This window comes from Streptomyces sp. CA-210063, assembly GCF_024612015.1.
GTDB lineage: Bacteria > Actinomycetota > Actinomycetes > Streptomycetales > Streptomycetaceae > Streptomyces.
Genome location: NZ_CP102512.1, coordinates 10,705,302 through 10,720,315, shown reverse-complemented (window position 1 = coordinate 10,720,315; position 15,014 = coordinate 10,705,302). Strand labels below are relative to the sequence as shown.

The following is a 15,014-nucleotide window of genomic DNA, read 5'->3' as shown; positions in this document are numbered from 1 at the left end:
TCTCACTCGCCTTGGAGGATGGAGTCGTACAGGCGCGCGCCGGCCTCGTGCGAGGCCTCGGCACGTTCACGCTTGTCACCCAACCCGACAGAGAAGTTAACGCCCATCGGCAGGAGCACCTGCATCACGGCGTCATCGAACTCAACGAAATGCTCGGCCAGTTCAAGGGTGATGTAACCGTGCACGAAACTCCACAACTGGGCGGCCATGACCTCGGGTTCCTGCCGCTCGACCCTGCCTGAGTGCACGAGCCGTTCGCAGGCCGCAGCGACATGAGCGTGGGCTTCGCGAAAGGCCGGGGAATGCCCACTCCGACGAAGGTCCGCATCCGACAGAGGCCGGTACGTCGCCCGGGTGGACAGCCCGAACATCAGGTCGTAGAGGTGAGGGTTCTCGCGGGCCAGCCGACGACAGGTCAAGGCCATGGCGAAGAGATCCGCGATCGGGTCCTCCGTCACCGGTACCCGGGCGAACGCCCTGCCGAGTTCCTTGAACCCATGGTCGGCAACAGCGCTCATCAGCTCGGGGATCCCACCGAAGTGGCTGTAGACCACCATCGTCGACAGTCCACTCGCGGAAGCAACCGTGCGCGCCTTCACAGCCGACGGCCCCTGCTCGGCCAGCAGACCGATGGCCGCCCGCACAAGCCGTTCCGGTGCATCGTCAAGCCTCGCCCGCCCTGCCATGTCTCGCACGCCTCCAGCATTGACACGCTCAAAATAACTTGGTTATGTAAATCTTCACGGCAATAGTACACATCGCACGTGACGTGCCGTCCCGGATACACGCGTCCGTCCTTGAACGCGTCATCACGCGCTGTTCCAGTCTCGTGCCGCCTGTGCGGACCCAGCCCGTTGGGGCGAAAACCGACCCCATCGCCGCGACACGCATCCGCGGCTGTCCCACGCACTTCCCACCCCCATGAACTCAGCACGGGAGCAGATTCATGCCGTACAAAGACAAGGGCCATCTGGAGATCGAAGATCGCGGGGCCGTCATGATCGTCCGGGTCGACGGCGGCCCGCACCAGGAATTCGGCCTCGACATCGCCAATCAGCTGGACAAGGTGGTGGCCGGGGCCGACCGCGATCCGAGCATCCGTGCCGTCGTCTTCACCGGGGCGCATCCCGAGCGGTTCATCAGCCATGCCACGGTCCGGTGGCTACAGGAAGAGGGCGCCGCGAGCCCCACAGTCGGCCGACGCGGTGCCGCCGCCGTCGTGCGCATGGCGAAGCATGTGGACCGGTCCCGTCTCCTCGGACCCGTCATGCGCAGGACCCCGATGCGGGGAGCCCTCCAACTGGAGCGTCTGCACACGACCTTCCTCCGGATGAACGCCAGCGGTGTCCTCTTCGTCGCCGCCCTCAACGGTTCGGCTCTCGGCCTCGGCGCCGAGTTCGCCTGGGCGTGCGATCTGCGGGTCATGGCCGACGGGGACTACTTCATCGGCCAGCCGGAAATCCTCCTCGGCATCATCCCGGGTGGAGGCGGCACCCAGCGGCTGACCCGCCTCATCGGCACCCACCGGTCCCTGGCCGCGATCCTCGAAGGCAAGCCGTTCACGCCCGCGGAGGCTCTCGCCAACGGAGCGGTCGACCAGGTCGTTCCGCAGCACAAGGTCGTCGCCCAGGCGGTCGAACTCGCCGAGCACTTCGGCAAGCGGTCCAAGGGTTCGGTCGCGGCCGCCAAGAGGTCGGTGTACTTCGGCGGCTCGATGTCGCTGGAGGACGGCCTGCACGTCGAACGCGCCGAGTTCTTCACCAGAGTCATGTCGAAGGAGGGGCAGGAACTGATGCTCGACTACATGGAGACGACGGACGCCACCGGCGAACTCCCGCTCTACCGGCCGGACACCTACGCGCAGGCGCTCGCCGCGGGCAGTGTGCCCGGGCGCCGCTCGACGAAGACGAAGCGGCGGTGAGCCGGCGATGACCACCGCGCACTCCTTCACCCGTCACGACATCACGTTCCCCGCCGGCGACAGCACCTGTGCCGGGTGGTTCTACCTCCCCACGGGCGTCACCTCCCCGCCCGTCGTCGTCCTCGGGCACGGCCTGGGCGCCACCCGTGAAATGCGCCTGGACGCCTTCGCCGAGCGTTTCGCGCAGGCCGGCATCGCCGCCGTGGCCTTCACCTACCGGCACTTCGGCGACAGCGGCGGCCACCCGCGCCAGCTTCTGTCGATCAAGCGTCAGCTCGTCGACTGGGATGCCGCCCTCGCCTACGTCCAGGCCCGCCATGACGTCGACCGCTCCCGTGTCGCGGTCTGGGGCAGCTCCTTCGGCGGCGGCCACGCCATCACCGTCGCCTCACGCCATCCCGAACTGCGCGCGGCCGTGGCCCAGTGCCCGTTCACCGACGGTCTCGCCTCCGCGCTCGCACTGGGCCCGCTCGCCTCACTCAGGATGACTCCCGTGCTCGCCCGGGATCTGGCGACGAGGGTCCGAGGCAGGGCGCCCGCGATGGTTCCCATCGCCGCCGCCTCCGGTTCACCGGCGCTCATGAACGCCCCGGACGCACTGCCCGGATACCAGGCGCTGCAGCCGCCCGGGACAACGTTCCGCAACGAGGTGGCGGCACGGGTGATCCCGACCATCGCCGCCTACCGGCCCGGGCGTGCGGCGAAGAAGGTCACCATGCCGATCCTCTTCTGCGTCAGCAACACCGACTCGGTCACACCCCCCGCCCAGACCCTCCGGTACGCGGCCACCGCGCCCCGGGGAGAGATCAAGAGGTACGACGCCGGCCACTTCGACTTCTACACCGGCGACGCCTTCGAGCAACTGGTCCGCGACCAGATCGAGTTCCTCACCCGCCAGCTGCACCCGGCACCCGCCGCATCGACTCCCTGACCGGATCGCATCACACCGAGACAGGTACGCCTCGCCATGAACTTCGCTTCCCTGCCCGACCGCCGTGCCGAGCTCGACCCCCACGGGGCCGCGGTCTCCGACGGGCACCAGTCCCTCACCAACACGCAGCTGCTGAGCCGGGTCCGCATGGCAGCGCGTCAGCTCCAGGACCACGGAATCGGTCCCGGTGATGTCGTCGCCCTCAAGCTGACGAACCGCGTCGAGTTCGTCGTCCTGCTCTTCGCCGCCTGGCGGCTCGGCGCCACCATCACACCGGTCAACCCGAGCATGACCTACGTCGAAGTGGTCCGACAGCTCAAGGACTCCAGTGCACGCCTGCTGGTGGTCGAGGACGACGGGGCGGTAGCGGCGCACGGTATCGCCGTACTCGCCGTCGGCGAACTGTACGAAGGAACGGTAGAGCCGGATCAGGCACCGCTTCTGAACCCGGCCACGCTGGCCCTGCTCATCTACACCAGCGGTACGACCGGGGTGCCCAAGGGCGTGATGCTCGACCACGCCAACATCGACGCGATGGTGGAGATGGGGCGCCAGGCGTTGGAGGTCGGGCCGGCCGACCGGTGCCTGCTGATCCTGCCGCTCTTCCACGTCAACGGCATCGTGGTCAGCGTCCTTCTGCCGTTGCTCGTGGGCGCGAGCGTCGTCATCGCGGGCCGGTTCGATCCCCGTACCTTCTTCGATCTCGTCGAGCAGGAGCGCCCCAGCTTCTTCAGCGCGGTGCCGACGATCTACAGCATGCTCGCGGCACTCCCGGACCACGTCCGGCCCGACACATCGTCGCTACGCTTCGGCGTCTGCGGCGCCGCCCCCGCCTCCGCCGAACTGCTGACCCGGTTCGAGTCCCGCTACGGATTCCCCCTCATCGAGGGATACGGCCTGTCCGAAGGAACCTGCGGCTCCACCATCAACCCCGTCAACGGCCCTCGACGCGCCGGAACCGTGGGACTTCCTTTCCCCGGCCAGGAGATCCGGATCCTCGGCGCCGACGGCAGCGAAGTGACACCGGGCAAGGACGGAGAAGTCGCCGTGCGGGGCCCCAACGTCATGCGCGGCTATCTGGGCCGTCCGGACGAAACGGCCCAAGTCATCGTCGACGGCTGGCTGCACACGGGCGATGTGGGCCACCTCGACGCCGAGGGCTATCTGACCCTGGTCGGGCGCTCGAAAGACATGATCATCCGTGGCGGAGAGAACATCTACCCCAAGGAGATCGAGGACGTGCTCGCAGGCGACCCGTCGGTGCTCGAGGCCGCCGTGATCGGCGTACCCGACGAAAAGTGGGGAGAGGTGGTTGTCGCCTACGTCCAGCCACGACCGGGGTCGACCGTCGAGCCGTCGGCACTGAAAGCCCTCTGCGCGCGCAGCCTCACCGGCTACAAGCGCCCAACCGCGTTCTTCGTGGTGGGAGCCATCCCGAAGAACGCGGTCGGCAAGATCGACAAGGTCTCGTTGCGTGCCGGCCACACCGTACTCTCGGCTCCGTCCTGATGATCAAGTGGATGAGCGACGCGGCAAGCAGGTACCACGCTACGAATCCGGGCATCGGCGAGCCAGCCGGACACCCCCGCAACACCGCCGCCGGTCAGCCCATAAGGCGCAGCCCGTCCTCGAAGTCGACGCGCGCGAGATCGGCGCGCGAGAGGATACCGAGCTTGGGGAACACGTTGGCCAGATGATGACCAGCCGTACGAGGGCTGATCAGCAGCTGTGCCCCGATCTCCCGGTTGGTGAGCCCCTCCGCCGCCAGCCGTGCGACTCTCAGCTCCTGCGGGGTGAGGATCGTTGTCGTGTCCCGGGCCGGTGCGGAGTCGTGGCGCGGTTGCTGCCCGGTCAGCTCCTGTTCGGCCCGGGTGCGGGCGAGCAGCGGAGCCGCGTTCAGTCGCCGGAAGGTTTCCGCGGCTTCGGCCAGCTGTGTCCGGGCGTCGGTACGGCGGCGGGCCCGCCGCAGCCACTCGCCGTACAGCCTGGCGCTGATCCCGCTCGCCCTGCTGCGGCTGGACGAGAGCCACGGCCCGAACCCGACCCTCGACCTCGTCGGCACCGTCCTTGCCAGCGGCGGCCTGTTCGGCATCGTCTACGCCCTGGTGCGCGGCAACGCCGACGGCTGGACCAGCACCCCGGTGCTGGGCGGCTTCTTCGCCGGTACCGCCCTGCTCGTCGGCTTCGTCTTCTACGAACTGCGCGCCGAGCACCCGATGCTGCCGGGCTGATCCCGCGCTCTGGGTCGGAGCCGGTGCCGTCGCCCTGGCAGCGGCTGTGGCGTTGCTCATGCCCCGGCAGCGCAAGGCCGACGGCACGGCTGCCGGCCTCGCTGCAGGGAGTGCTCCGGCCGGCGCCCCGGCCGCGATCTGAAGCCGGGGCTGAGGGGCGGTCCAGCCGGCTACGGCGGGGCCGCCCCTCAGCTGTCCTGCCCTGGCCTCCAGGCTCGTTCGTCGGGGTCATCACACCGTGGGTCGAAGCCCCCGGACAGGGCTCCCCTCGGGTCGACGCTGAAGGGCCTGGGGGGGCACCGCTTCCGTCACCGTGGGGCTCGCCGACTCGTCCTGCCGGCCAGGAAAGGCCGCAGATGCGCCAGCAGCGCCTCCGGTTGCTCCTCCGCGATGAAGTGGCCGCACTCCGGGATCTCGGCACCGGTCACGTCGTCCGCGTAGTCACGCCAGATGTCCAGTGTCGGCAGGCGGGCAGGCAGCCCCGCGGAACCCCACAGCGCCAGCAGCGGCATGGCCAGGCGGCGGCCTTCGGCGGCGTCGATGTCGTCGAGGGTGGTGTCCTCCTCCATGGCACGGTAATCGTCGAGGCTCGCGCGCAGGGCACCCGGGCGGGAGAACGCGCGGACGTAACCGTCGACTGCGTCGGCTGTGAGTCCGTGGCGGTTGTAGCTCCAGCGCTCGAAGAAGTACTCGAGATATCCGCGGACGTCGCGTTCCACGAGGCGCTCGGGCAGATCGGGCTGCATGTGGAACAGCCAGTGCCAGTACCCGGAGGCGAGTGAGGCGTCCAGACGACGGAACATCTCCCGGGTGGGAACGATGTCGAGCACGGCCAGCCGCTCCACCTGATCCGGGCGGTCCAGCGCCCAGCGGTGCCCCACACGAGCGCCGCGGTCGTGGCCCACGACCATGGCCCGCTCGAAGCCGAGCGCCTCGACGAGGCCTGCCATGTCGGCGGCCATACGACGCTTGTCGTAACCGGTGGTGGGCTTGTCGCTCAGGCCGTATCCGCGCAGGTCCGGCGCCACAACGGTGTAGTCGGCGGCGAGATCCGCCAGCAGCGGCCGCCAGCAGTCGGAGGTCTGCGGCCAGCCGTGGAGCAGGACGAGCAGAGGTCCGGACCCGGCTCGGACGTAGTGCAGGCGGACCCCGTCCACCTGCGTCACTCCGGTCGTCACTGTCGGCTGTCCCATGGATGCGCCTTCCTGACACGAGCTAACCGTCTTAGACGGTTAAGCTAGCGGGCAGAATGGAGACGTGGCAACGGACGACATGTGGATGTGGGACGGCGGACGGGTCTGCCTGGACTTCGTCAACACCCTCCGAAGCCGGTGGAGAACCACTCCGGAGGAGACACTCCGGGGACCGGACGACCTGATGGGCTGGCTCCGGGAGGCCCTTCTGCTCGCACCGGGGAGCACCGATCCCGCCACGGCAGCCGTTCTCATGTCCGCCCGACAGCTGCGCGAGAGCGTCGACCGGGCCGTACTGGCGGTCGCCGACGGCCGACTGCCCACATCCGGCGACGTGACGCTGCTCAACCGATCGGCAGCTGCGGCCCCCAGACCCGCCCTGCAACTCGTCATCACCCACGACCGCCTGGAGCCCGTCGGCACCACGACCCTCGCCGCCGACCCCGCACTCGCGCTGGCGCTCATCGCCCAGGACGCCGTCGACCTGCTCCTGTCCGCCGAGATCCGGCGCGTACGCGTCTGCGGAGCGGACCGTTGCGCACTGCGCTTCCTGGACCGCTCACCGGCCCGCAACCGTCGCTGGTGCTCCATGTCCCGCTGCGGAAACCGCACCAAGGTCCGCCTCCATCAGGCGCGTACACGACAGAGCGGCCGGCATACGGAAAGCTGACGGGGAGTCCTCAGCTCACTCGGACGACCTCATACGAAAGGCTGGGCCGGGGACGCTCTCGATGTCCTTCGCTTGCACCGGATGGCCCTGTTCGCAGCGGATCTGGACGTCGACGTGCGCGCCGCACTCGCGGTGTCGCGCCAGGACCGCCGGCCCCTCCGGGTCGGCGCGGTAACGGTCACCCCACTGCAGCAGCCCCATCACGGCCGGCACCAGATCCATGCCCTTAGGGGTGATCACATACTTCGGCCGACTCCGTGAACCGGGCTCCTTGTACGTCTCGGTCGCCAGGATCCCTTCCTCCACCAGCATCCGAAGCCGCGTCGCCAGAAGGTTACGAGGACAGCCCAGGACACGTTCGAAGTCCCCGAACCGGGACGAGCCGTACCACACCTCACGCAGGATCAGGATCGTCCACTTCTCGCCCACGATCTCAAGAGTCCGCGCGATCGAGCAGTTGGACGTGTCCCGGTCGAGCCGGGGGTCCATACCGGTGTCTTCAAGGACTTCGGTCCATGCATCCATGGGAGCGATTCTAACCGAGTTTGAGTTTACATTTAGATACTCAGCCGACGCCACATTGCCTGACGGGCATAACATTACGTGCGTCAGGCCATGGACTGGGCTCGGGTTGCAAGGCAGCGGTCCGACATTGCTTACATTGCGACGGGAGGAAGCCTGTGGCGCGCTACACCAAGGAGCACAAGCAGGTGACGCGGCAACGGATCATCGAGAAGGCCGGCCGCCGTTTCAAGCAGGACGGGATAGACGGCTCGGGCATCTCGACCCTGATGGCGGACGCCGGGCTCACCAACGGTGCGTTCTACGCCCACTTCGCCTCCAAGGACGACCTCGTCGCCAAGGTCGTCGCCGAGGAACTGCGCACACAGGTGGAGAGGTACGGCACGCTGCGGCCCGGCCGACAGGGACTCGAGGACTTCGTTCGCGCCTACCTGTCGCCCGAGCACCGTGACCGGCCCGGCACCGGATGCCCCTCCGCCGCACTGCTGGACGAGATCGGCCGCTGCGCGGACGGGACCAAGCAGGCCTACACCGAGGGCGCGACGGCCATCGTGGAAGAGATCGCCGCCCGCCTGGCGCCCGCGGATCCGCAGTCCGCTCGGGGCAAGGCCATCGGGCTCTTCACCATGGTGGTGGGGACACTGCAACTGTCCCGCGCCCTCGCCGACCGCAGGTTCGCCGACGAGGTCCTCGAACAGGGAATCGAGAACGCCCTCACGTTCATGCGCTGAGAGGAACGATCGAGCCGAGACAGTGCAGGGGTCGGCCTCCACCGGGCGACGCGCGAAGGCATTGAGCCGAGCCCGGTCGCGATAACCGTTCCACGCGTCCCGGCATGGCCACTCGCGGCCGCTCGGGGCCTCGTGAAGTGGCCTCGGCGACCTCGACTCCGATCCGACCGGTTGACGGACGTCGACCACCCGGCCCGGAGAAGCTTCCGACGCGCCCGGCGCACGTGCCGCCCGCCCCTGACACCCACTACCGCTCGAGGAAGTCGAGGGCTTCCGCCACGAACTGCTCGTGGAACTGGAAGATGCCTCCGTGGCCGGCGTCTGGATAGACGACCACGTCGGCGTTCGGCAGTCGCCGGGCCAGTTCGAACGAGTTCTTCGTCGGCACCATTCTGTCGCTCTCGCCGTTGGCGACGAGCACGGGCTGGTGGATGACGGAGAGGTCCTGGGGCTGCGCGAGCCCCCAGCGGTGGATGGCCTTGAGCTGGGCGAAGTAGGACGTGAGGGAGATCGCCTTGTCCCGGGCATGGGTGCGCTCCTTGAGACGGGCCAGGAACTGCTTTCCGGCTCGGCGCCCGTTCACGGTGCGGGTGAAGAAGAGGAACTGCTTCGGGTCCTGGAGCGTGAACAGGGCCCGGACGGTGTCGAGATGGGACAGTCGGCTCACGTTCTTGATGCCCTCGCCGCCCGCGGGGCCGGTGCCGGTGAGGATCAGCCTGCGGACGAGCTGCGGTTCGTCCTGCGCGATCACCTGGGCGATCATGCCGCCCATCGAGAAGCCGTGAATGTCGACCTGCTCCAGCCCGAGTCCCCGTATGAAGGTGACGGCATCCTTCGCCATCTCCTCGATGGTCTTCGGCGTCGAGCCGCTGGATGCGCCGACGCCTCTGTTGTCGAAGGTGATGACGCGATGCCTGGCGGCGATGCCGTCGACGACCCGGGGGTCCCAGTTGTCGAGCACAGCGGAGAGGTGGTTGAGGAACACCACCGTGACACCGGTCTTCGGGCCCAGGTCGCGGTAGGCGAAGGTCACTCCCCCGGCGGTGAGGGTGCGGGTGGGCGCCTCCTTGTACGACGTCACCACGTCGCCTCGCACTCCATGTGCGTCGTTCACGGCCGTGCCCTTCTGCATGGAGTCTCCGGACTGCGGCTGCAGTCCGTTCGGTCGCCGACAGAACGCCCGCAGGAGTAGGAACCCTGTTCGGTTGAGTCCTTCGGCACGCCGGTCATTGAATTATGACCATACTTCCATGCGCCCGCAAGAGGCACGCTGGAGGCAACGACGGTGCGGTCCCGATAGTGAATCGACCCTTCCGGACGCCCACCCCCTCTCCCGCGAGGCGAGCCCTCGAACCTGAGGCGGCACACGAGGCCGCACCGCCAGGGCGCACCGACCGCCGGCCGGGCCTCACGCCACGGAGCCACAGACCTGCTCGCGCGATATCTCGAAGACGTGCGACAGCGCAATCGCGCGCACGCGGGGGCTCCGACCAAGAGAGAGGGCTGCCATTCAGGCGGACATGTGATCGAGTGGCGACACTCGATCACCCAACGAACAGGCATCGACACCCCGGAACCATTGTATTACGTTCGACATACGATGCAGTGAAGGAGCAGGCGGAGGGCGAGCGGCCCTCCTGGGCAGCGAAGGAGCATGGGGTGCGATACGGGAAAGAGCACAAACCGTTGACCAGGCAGCGCATCATCGAGACGGCCGGACGCCGGCTCAAGCGGGACGGCATCGACGGCTCGAGCGTCTCGACGCTCATGAAGGACGCGGGGCTGACCAACGGCGCTTTCTATACGCACTTCACGTCCAAGGACGAGCTCGTCGCCACCGCGGTCGCCGACCAACTGCGTACACAGAACGTGAACATCGTCGCGCACGCGGCACCCGGCAGCGACGGACTCGAACAGATCGTGCGGTGGTACCTGTCCGCCCAGCACCGCAACAGCCCTGACGACGGCTGCCCGTCCGCCGCCCTGCTCGACGAAATCGGGCGCTGCACCGACCCCATCAAGCAGGCCTACACAGACGGCGTACTGATCGTCATCGACGGCATCGCCGTCCGCCTGGCGCACAGCGATCCACGCTCGGCCCGCACCAGGGCACTGAGCGCCTACGCCATGATGGCCGGGACTCTGCAGCTCTCCCGGGCCCTCGCCGACGAGCAACTTTCCGATGAACTCCTCGAGGAGGGCATCCGTAACACCCTCGATCTGCTGGACGTAACGAACGAGCCCGCCAGGCGGACCTTGAACTGACGCGCCCGCCTTCGCGGCAGCAGCTGCTCCCCCCGTAAGCCCGACGGGGTCGAGCGTCATCACGCAGGGCCCCGCGAGCGACTCCCGATCGGAGCCCCCGCCCCGCCGACCGGCGCCGCGCCCACCACGAGACATGGCGCACACGAGAGAAGAGCCCCTCTTGCGGCCCGCCGACCGGCCATTTAAGATGATGACCGTAATTTAATGAGCGGAGCCCGGTGTCGTCACCCGCAGCCATGACGTGCGGTGAGGCTCCTCCGAAGAGCTCTGCCAACGAGGCGAGCCCCGACCACTGCACCGGGTGCGCCTGACGCGCGCTCGTCATCCCAGGGCTACTGCCCTCTGCCAGCCAGAAACGAGCCACGAAGGGCGTGCGAAGGGCGACCAGTTCGCCTCAGGGACCCCTTTCATCCGGCAACGAGACCGCTCTGACACCCCTACCAGAAGGACCTGGACATGAGCGCACCGCGGAACTCCCCATCCGCCTCACGATCGGCATACAAGAACACGCCGACCCACTCCGTGGCCGTCGACGGGGTGGACTTCGTCTATCGGGAGCTCGGCCCCGAGGGCGGCGTGCCGTTGATCCTCCTGGTTCACATGGCCGGAAACCTGGACAACTGGGATCCCCGCGTCGTCGACGGACTCGCCGCAGAACGCCGGGTGATCACCTTCGGGAACCGCGGGGTGGGCCGGTCGGGCGGCTCCACGCCCGACACGATCGAAGCGATGGCCCACGACGCGGTGCGGTTCATCCGCGCCCTTGGCCTCGACCAGGTCGATCTGTTCGGCCTGTCGATGGGCGGCTTCATCGCACAGGTCATCGCGGAAGAAGAACCGCGCCTCGTCCGCAAGCTCATCCTCGCGGGCACCGGCCCCGCCGGCGGCGATGGCATCGACAAGGTTCCGGCTCTTGCCATCAGGGCGACGATCAACGGCGCCCTGACCCGTCGGGACCCGTTGCCCTCCCTCTTCTTCACCGACACCGCAGGCGGGCGACGGGCAGGACGCGCCTTGCTTCAACGACTGAAGGAGCGCACGGACAACCGGGACAAGGACATCTCACTGCCGACGGTCCGCGCCCAGATGAAGGCCGTCAAACGATGGGGCCGCCAGGCACCGACAAACCTGTCGGCAATTCGCCAACCGGCCCTCGTGGCAAACGGTGAGAACGACCGGATGGTGCCCAGCCAGAACACACTCGACCTGGCCGCACGTCTGCCCAAGAGCGAACTTGTGCCCCTCTACCGCGATGCCGGCCACGGGGCGGTCTTCCAGTACCACGAGGACTTCGTCACAAGGGCACTTGCGTTTCTCGGGTCCTGAGCTTGATCGATACCGCTGGAGCGAGCCCCACCTGGGCCGCATTGACACCCGGACCACGGGCGCGATGGGATCTCCGGCTGATCTCGCACCGGCGGCCCTTCATGAGGGAGTCTAGAAATTAACGTATGATCGTAATAGTATGACCGTTCGTTATTGAGAGGCCAGGGGACCTCCCATCTCTCGGCCTCTGGGCCCGCCACATCAACGCCTACAGAAACGAGGCCCTCCGTGCGTGATCTCCCGTTCCAGTCAGCCGCGGACCAGCTGAGCGCGCTGGCCTCGGGGAAGGTGTCGAGTGAGGAACTGCTCGATGCCTATCTGAGCCGCATCGACGCCCACAACGAGACGCTCAACGCGATCGTCACGCTTGACGTCGAACGGGCGCGGCGGGAGGCCCGGAAGGCCGACGCGAAACGCGCGAGTGGGCCAGAACTCAGCCCGCTGCACGGCCTGCCGATCACGCTGAAGGACAGCTACGAGACCGCTGGTCTGCGGACCGTCTGTGGTCGGCCCCACCTCAAGGACTACGTGCCCGAACAGGACGCCGAGGCGGTGCGACGGCTGCGTGCCGCAGGTGCGGTGATCATCGGCAAGACCAACATGCCCGCGGGGAACCAGGACGTCCAGGCGGACAACCCGGTGTTCGGACCAACGCTGAACCCGTGGAACACGGCCCGCACGTCCGGAGGCTCCGCAGGGGGCGGCGCTGTGGCTACGGCCGCGGGGCTGACCGCTTTCGACTTCGGCTCGGAAATCGGCGGATCCACTCGGATCCCAGCACACTTCAACGGCCTCTACGGACACAAGGCGACCTGGCGGTCCATCCCGCTCATCGGCCACGTGCCGGGCGGACCCGGTGTCGGGCGGTGGGGGGAGATCGACCTCGCCTGTGCGGGCGCCCAGGTACGTGAGGCGCGCGACCTTGTCCCCATCCTCCACGCGACGGTGGGACCGCCCGAGCGCGACGGCGGATTCAGCTACACCCTCGCACCCCCCAGGGCGAGCGAGCTGGACGGCTTCCGGGTCGCGGTGTGGCCCGAGGACCCCTCGTGCCCCGTCGACCACGACGTCGTCACCGCGATGGACGACGCCCTCAATGCCCTCAAGGCGGCCGGCGCGAAGGTCGAGGTGCGACCCTCCGCCCTCCCCGATGACATGGCCACCAGTCATGACATCTTCCTGCGCCTGCTCTTCGGTGCGTTCACCTACGACCGATCCGGACTGACAGCGGCCTCCAACACTGCGCTCCTCGCGCGTCTTGCCCAGCATCCTCGTGGAGAGGCGCTGTACGCCTTGCGAGGAACCTTCCAGTCCCACTACAGCTGGCTCCAGGCGGACGTGGCACGCCATGAGCTGCGGCAGCGGTGGACCGAGTTCTTCCGGGACTTCGATGTCCTGCTCATGCCGGTCACACCGACCGCGGCACCGCCTCATCACAACAAGCCGATCGACAGATTCGGACGGCGGATCCAGGTCGACGGGCGGTCCCGCCCGTACTGGGACCAGGTCAAGTGGAGCGCCATCGCCAACGTGGCCGGCTCTCCGGCGACGACCGTTCCCGTCCGAACCGGCCGGGACGGTCTGCCTGTCGGGCTCCAGGTGATGGGTCCGAGCGGCGGCGACCTCACCACGATCAAGTTCGCCGAGCTCCTCGGCCGGGAACTCGAGGGCTACCAGCCCCCTCCGGCCTTCATGTGACGGTCCGCCGACCCGCACTCCCCCGAACCCGCCCCCAGCCACTCCCGGCTGACCCCGACCACACCGAAGAAGAGCCCGGATGAATACGCTGGACACCCCCCTCACTCTCCCGAACGGCCAGATACTGGCCAACCGCCTGATGAAGTCGGCGCTCAGCGAGTCGCTGGGAAACAGGAACAACGCACCCGACGGACGCCTCGGCCGTCTGTACTCCACATGGAGCCGAGGCGGCTACGGCCTCATGATCACCGGCAACGTCATGGTCGATCGCGCACAGCTCGGTGAACCGGGCAACATCGTCATCGAGGACGAGCGTGATCTCGACGCGCTCTCGCGCTGGGCCAAGTCAGCCCAGGAATCGGGCGGTTCGATCTGGGCACAGCTCAACCACCCCGGACGCCAAGCCAACCCCCTGGCGATCGGACATACGTCGGTGGCCCCCAGCCCGATCCCGCCGAAACTTCCCGGGGCCACGACGCCGCGCGAACTGCGACCGACCGAGATCGAGGAGATCATCGAGCGCTTCGCCACGGCCGCGGCCGTGTGCGAGACAGCCGGCTTCAACGGCGTACAGGTGCAAGCGGCCCACGGGTATCTCATCTCGCAGTTCCTGTCACCGCTGTCGAACCGGCGCGACGACGACTGGGGCGGCGATCCCGAGCGGCGGATGCGTTTCTGCCTCGAGGTCGTCCGCCGCATCCGCGGCCGCGTCAGGCCCGGCTTCGCGGTGGGTATCAAACTCAACTCGGCGGACTTCCAGCGGGGCGGATTCACCGAGGACGAGTCCCAGGCCGTGCTGGCCGCGCTCGCCCGCGAAGGCATCGACCTCATCGAGGTCAGCGGCGGTACTTACGAGTCCATGGCGATGAGCGGCTCGGCTGCCACCAGTACCAGGGAACGCGAGGCGTACTTCTTGGAATACGCCCGCACCGTTCGCAAGCTCGTGGGCGACATCCCACTCGCCGTCACAGGCGGATTCCGCACCCGCGATGCCATGCAGCGTGCCGTACAAGCCGGCGAATGCGACGTGGTCGGCATCGGCCGGCCGGCGATCACCACGCCGGACGCGGCCCGGCTCATCCTCGAAGGGCAGACCGAGGCACTCACGGCACACCAGGTGCGCTACGGCATGCGAACCCTGCTTGGCAAGATCGCCGACCTCAAGTCCCTGGACGGGGTGCTGGACATCAGCTGGCACACCGACCAGATACATCGCCTCGGGAACGGCCTGCACCCCGACCTGAATCGCGGCAGCCTTGCAGCCACCGTGGCGATGGTTCGGCGAAACGGACGCACCTCGTTCCGCACCAAGCGAGGCGGGTCATGAGCGCCCGCACCTTCAACGGGCTGGAGCCCACGCTGAGCGCGCCTCGGGAAGGGCTGCACCACCCGATGGGGTATCTCAGCGCCGATCACCGGCTCCGACAGCGGCGCCTGGCTGTTGCCTGAACCCCACCGGGTCCAGCGCGACCTCACCGGCCCCATGTCACTGGAGGTCGTGGTGAACGCCTCACATGCCCTTCCGC

Annotated in this window: 14 protein-coding genes and 1 pseudogene; 10 read left to right on the top strand and 5 right to left on the bottom strand. The window is 68.0% G+C overall.

Annotation, left to right across the window (positions count from 1 at the left end; translation table 11 throughout):
* Positions 1–2: 2 nt before the first annotated feature.
* A complete protein-coding gene (locus tag JIX56_RS46835; RefSeq protein ID WP_257551528.1) occupies positions 3–686 on the bottom strand; it encodes a TetR/AcrR family transcriptional regulator in 684 nt (227 codons plus the stop codon).
* Positions 687–946: 260 nt separating this feature from the next.
* Here JIX56_RS46835 and JIX56_RS46830 point away from each other — a divergent pair, with 260 nt between their 5' ends.
* Genes JIX56_RS46830 through JIX56_RS46820 form a run of 3 tightly spaced genes read left to right on the top strand, consistent with a single transcriptional unit; the run spans position 947 to position 4,361 of the window.
* Positions 947–1,921, top strand: a complete 975-nt coding sequence (locus JIX56_RS46830; RefSeq protein WP_306819928.1) for an enoyl-CoA hydratase/isomerase family protein — start codon at positions 947–949, stop codon at positions 1,919–1,921.
* A gap of 7 nt (positions 1,922–1,928) precedes the next feature.
* Positions 1,929–2,852: an alpha/beta hydrolase gene (locus JIX56_RS46825; RefSeq protein ID WP_257550487.1), complete on the top strand. Its 924-nt coding sequence runs from the start codon at positions 1,929–1,931 to the stop codon at positions 2,850–2,852.
* Between the two features lie 36 nt (positions 2,853–2,888).
* Complete coding sequence (locus JIX56_RS46820; protein ID WP_257550486.1) at positions 2,889–4,361, top strand: class I adenylate-forming enzyme family protein; 1,473 nt, start codon at positions 2,889–2,891, stop codon at positions 4,359–4,361.
* A gap of 94 nt (positions 4,362–4,455) precedes the next feature.
* On the opposite strand, the gene JIX56_RS46815 is transcribed toward JIX56_RS46820, so the two are convergent.
* Positions 4,456–4,944, bottom strand: a complete 489-nt coding sequence (locus tag JIX56_RS46815; RefSeq protein ID WP_257551524.1) for a helix-turn-helix transcriptional regulator — start codon at positions 4,942–4,944, stop codon at positions 4,456–4,458.
* Here JIX56_RS46815 and JIX56_RS46810 point away from each other — a divergent pair.
* A pseudogene (locus JIX56_RS46810) lies at positions 4,829–5,077 on the top strand (MFS transporter); the annotation flags it as partial. The gene JIX56_RS46815 and the pseudogene JIX56_RS46810 sit on opposite strands and share 116 nt — an antisense overlap.
* 314 nt (positions 5,078–5,391) lie before the next feature.
* Here the strand turns inward: JIX56_RS46810 and JIX56_RS46805 are convergent.
* Positions 5,392–6,276, bottom strand: coding sequence for an alpha/beta fold hydrolase (locus JIX56_RS46805; RefSeq protein WP_257550484.1), 885 nt, complete (start codon positions 6,274–6,276; stop codon positions 5,392–5,394).
* A 64-nt stretch (positions 6,277–6,340) separates the two neighbouring features.
* Here JIX56_RS46805 and JIX56_RS46800 point away from each other — a divergent pair, with 64 nt between their 5' ends.
* The gene (locus JIX56_RS46800) at positions 6,341–6,946 is read left to right on the top strand and encodes a CGNR zinc finger domain-containing protein (RefSeq protein ID WP_257550482.1); all 606 of its coding nucleotides are present in this window, start codon (positions 6,341–6,343) and stop codon (positions 6,944–6,946) included.
* A gap of 15 nt (positions 6,947–6,961) precedes the next feature.
* On the opposite strand, the gene JIX56_RS46795 is transcribed toward JIX56_RS46800, so the two are convergent.
* Entirely contained in the window at positions 6,962–7,435 is a 474-nt protein-coding gene (locus JIX56_RS46795) for a winged helix-turn-helix transcriptional regulator (RefSeq protein ID WP_443032096.1), read from the bottom strand.
* 191 nt (positions 7,436–7,626) lie between these two features.
* On the opposite strand from JIX56_RS46795, the gene JIX56_RS46790 reads away from it, so the two are divergent.
* Entirely contained in the window at positions 7,627–8,199 is a 573-nt protein-coding gene (locus JIX56_RS46790; protein WP_257550478.1) for a TetR/AcrR family transcriptional regulator, read from the top strand.
* A gap of 247 nt (positions 8,200–8,446) precedes the next feature.
* On the opposite strand, the gene JIX56_RS46785 is transcribed toward JIX56_RS46790, so the two are convergent.
* Positions 8,447–9,331: an alpha/beta fold hydrolase gene (locus tag JIX56_RS46785; RefSeq protein WP_257550476.1), complete on the bottom strand. Its 885-nt coding sequence runs from the start codon at positions 9,329–9,331 to the stop codon at positions 8,447–8,449.
* Between the two features lie 527 nt (positions 9,332–9,858).
* On the opposite strand from JIX56_RS46785, the gene JIX56_RS46780 reads away from it, so the two are divergent.
* From JIX56_RS46780 to JIX56_RS46765, 4 genes are all read left to right on the top strand, one after another.
* Positions 9,859–10,464, top strand: coding sequence for a TetR/AcrR family transcriptional regulator (locus JIX56_RS46780; protein WP_257550474.1), 606 nt, complete (start codon positions 9,859–9,861; stop codon positions 10,462–10,464).
* Between the two features lie 522 nt (positions 10,465–10,986).
* Entirely contained in the window at positions 10,987–11,790 is an 804-nt protein-coding gene (locus JIX56_RS46775) for an alpha/beta fold hydrolase (RefSeq protein ID WP_257550472.1), read from the top strand.
* A 228-nt stretch (positions 11,791–12,018) separates the two neighbouring features.
* Positions 12,019–13,488, top strand: a complete 1,470-nt coding sequence (locus tag JIX56_RS46770) for an amidase (protein WP_257550470.1) — start codon at positions 12,019–12,021, stop codon at positions 13,486–13,488.
* A gap of 79 nt (positions 13,489–13,567) precedes the next feature.
* Entirely contained in the window at positions 13,568–14,815 is a 1,248-nt protein-coding gene (locus JIX56_RS46765; protein ID WP_257550468.1) for an NADH:flavin oxidoreductase/NADH oxidase family protein, read from the top strand.
* The last annotated feature ends 199 nt before the right edge of the window (positions 14,816–15,014 follow it).

Bases quoted from the DNA above. Each gene is read 5' to 3' on its own strand.
- JIX56_RS46825 (WP_257550487.1), top strand. From the start codon at position 1,929: ATGACCACCGCGCACTCCTTCACCCGTCACGACATCACGTTCCCCGCC.
- JIX56_RS46835 (WP_257551528.1), bottom strand. From the start codon at position 686: ATGGCAGGGCGGGCGAGGCTTGACGATGCACCGGAACGGCTTGTGCGG.
- JIX56_RS46830 (WP_306819928.1), top strand. From the start codon at position 947: ATGCCGTACAAAGACAAGGGCCATCTGGAGATCGAAGATCGCGGGGCC.
- JIX56_RS46805 (WP_257550484.1), bottom strand. From the start codon at position 6,276: ATGGGACAGCCGACAGTGACGACCGGAGTGACGCAGGTGGACGGGGTC.
- JIX56_RS46795 (WP_443032096.1), bottom strand. From the start codon at position 7,435: ATGGACCCCCGGCTCGACCGGGACACGTCCAACTGCTCGATCGCGCGG.
- JIX56_RS46765 (WP_257550468.1), top strand. From the start codon at position 13,568: ATGAATACGCTGGACACCCCCCTCACTCTCCCGAACGGCCAGATACTG.
- JIX56_RS46820 (WP_257550486.1), top strand. From the start codon at position 2,889: ATGAACTTCGCTTCCCTGCCCGACCGCCGTGCCGAGCTCGACCCCCAC.
- JIX56_RS46785 (WP_257550476.1), bottom strand. From the start codon at position 9,331: ATGCAGAAGGGCACGGCCGTGAACGACGCACATGGAGTGCGAGGCGAC.
- JIX56_RS46815 (WP_257551524.1), bottom strand. From the start codon at position 4,944: ATGCCGAACAGGCCGCCGCTGGCAAGGACGGTGCCGACGAGGTCGAGG.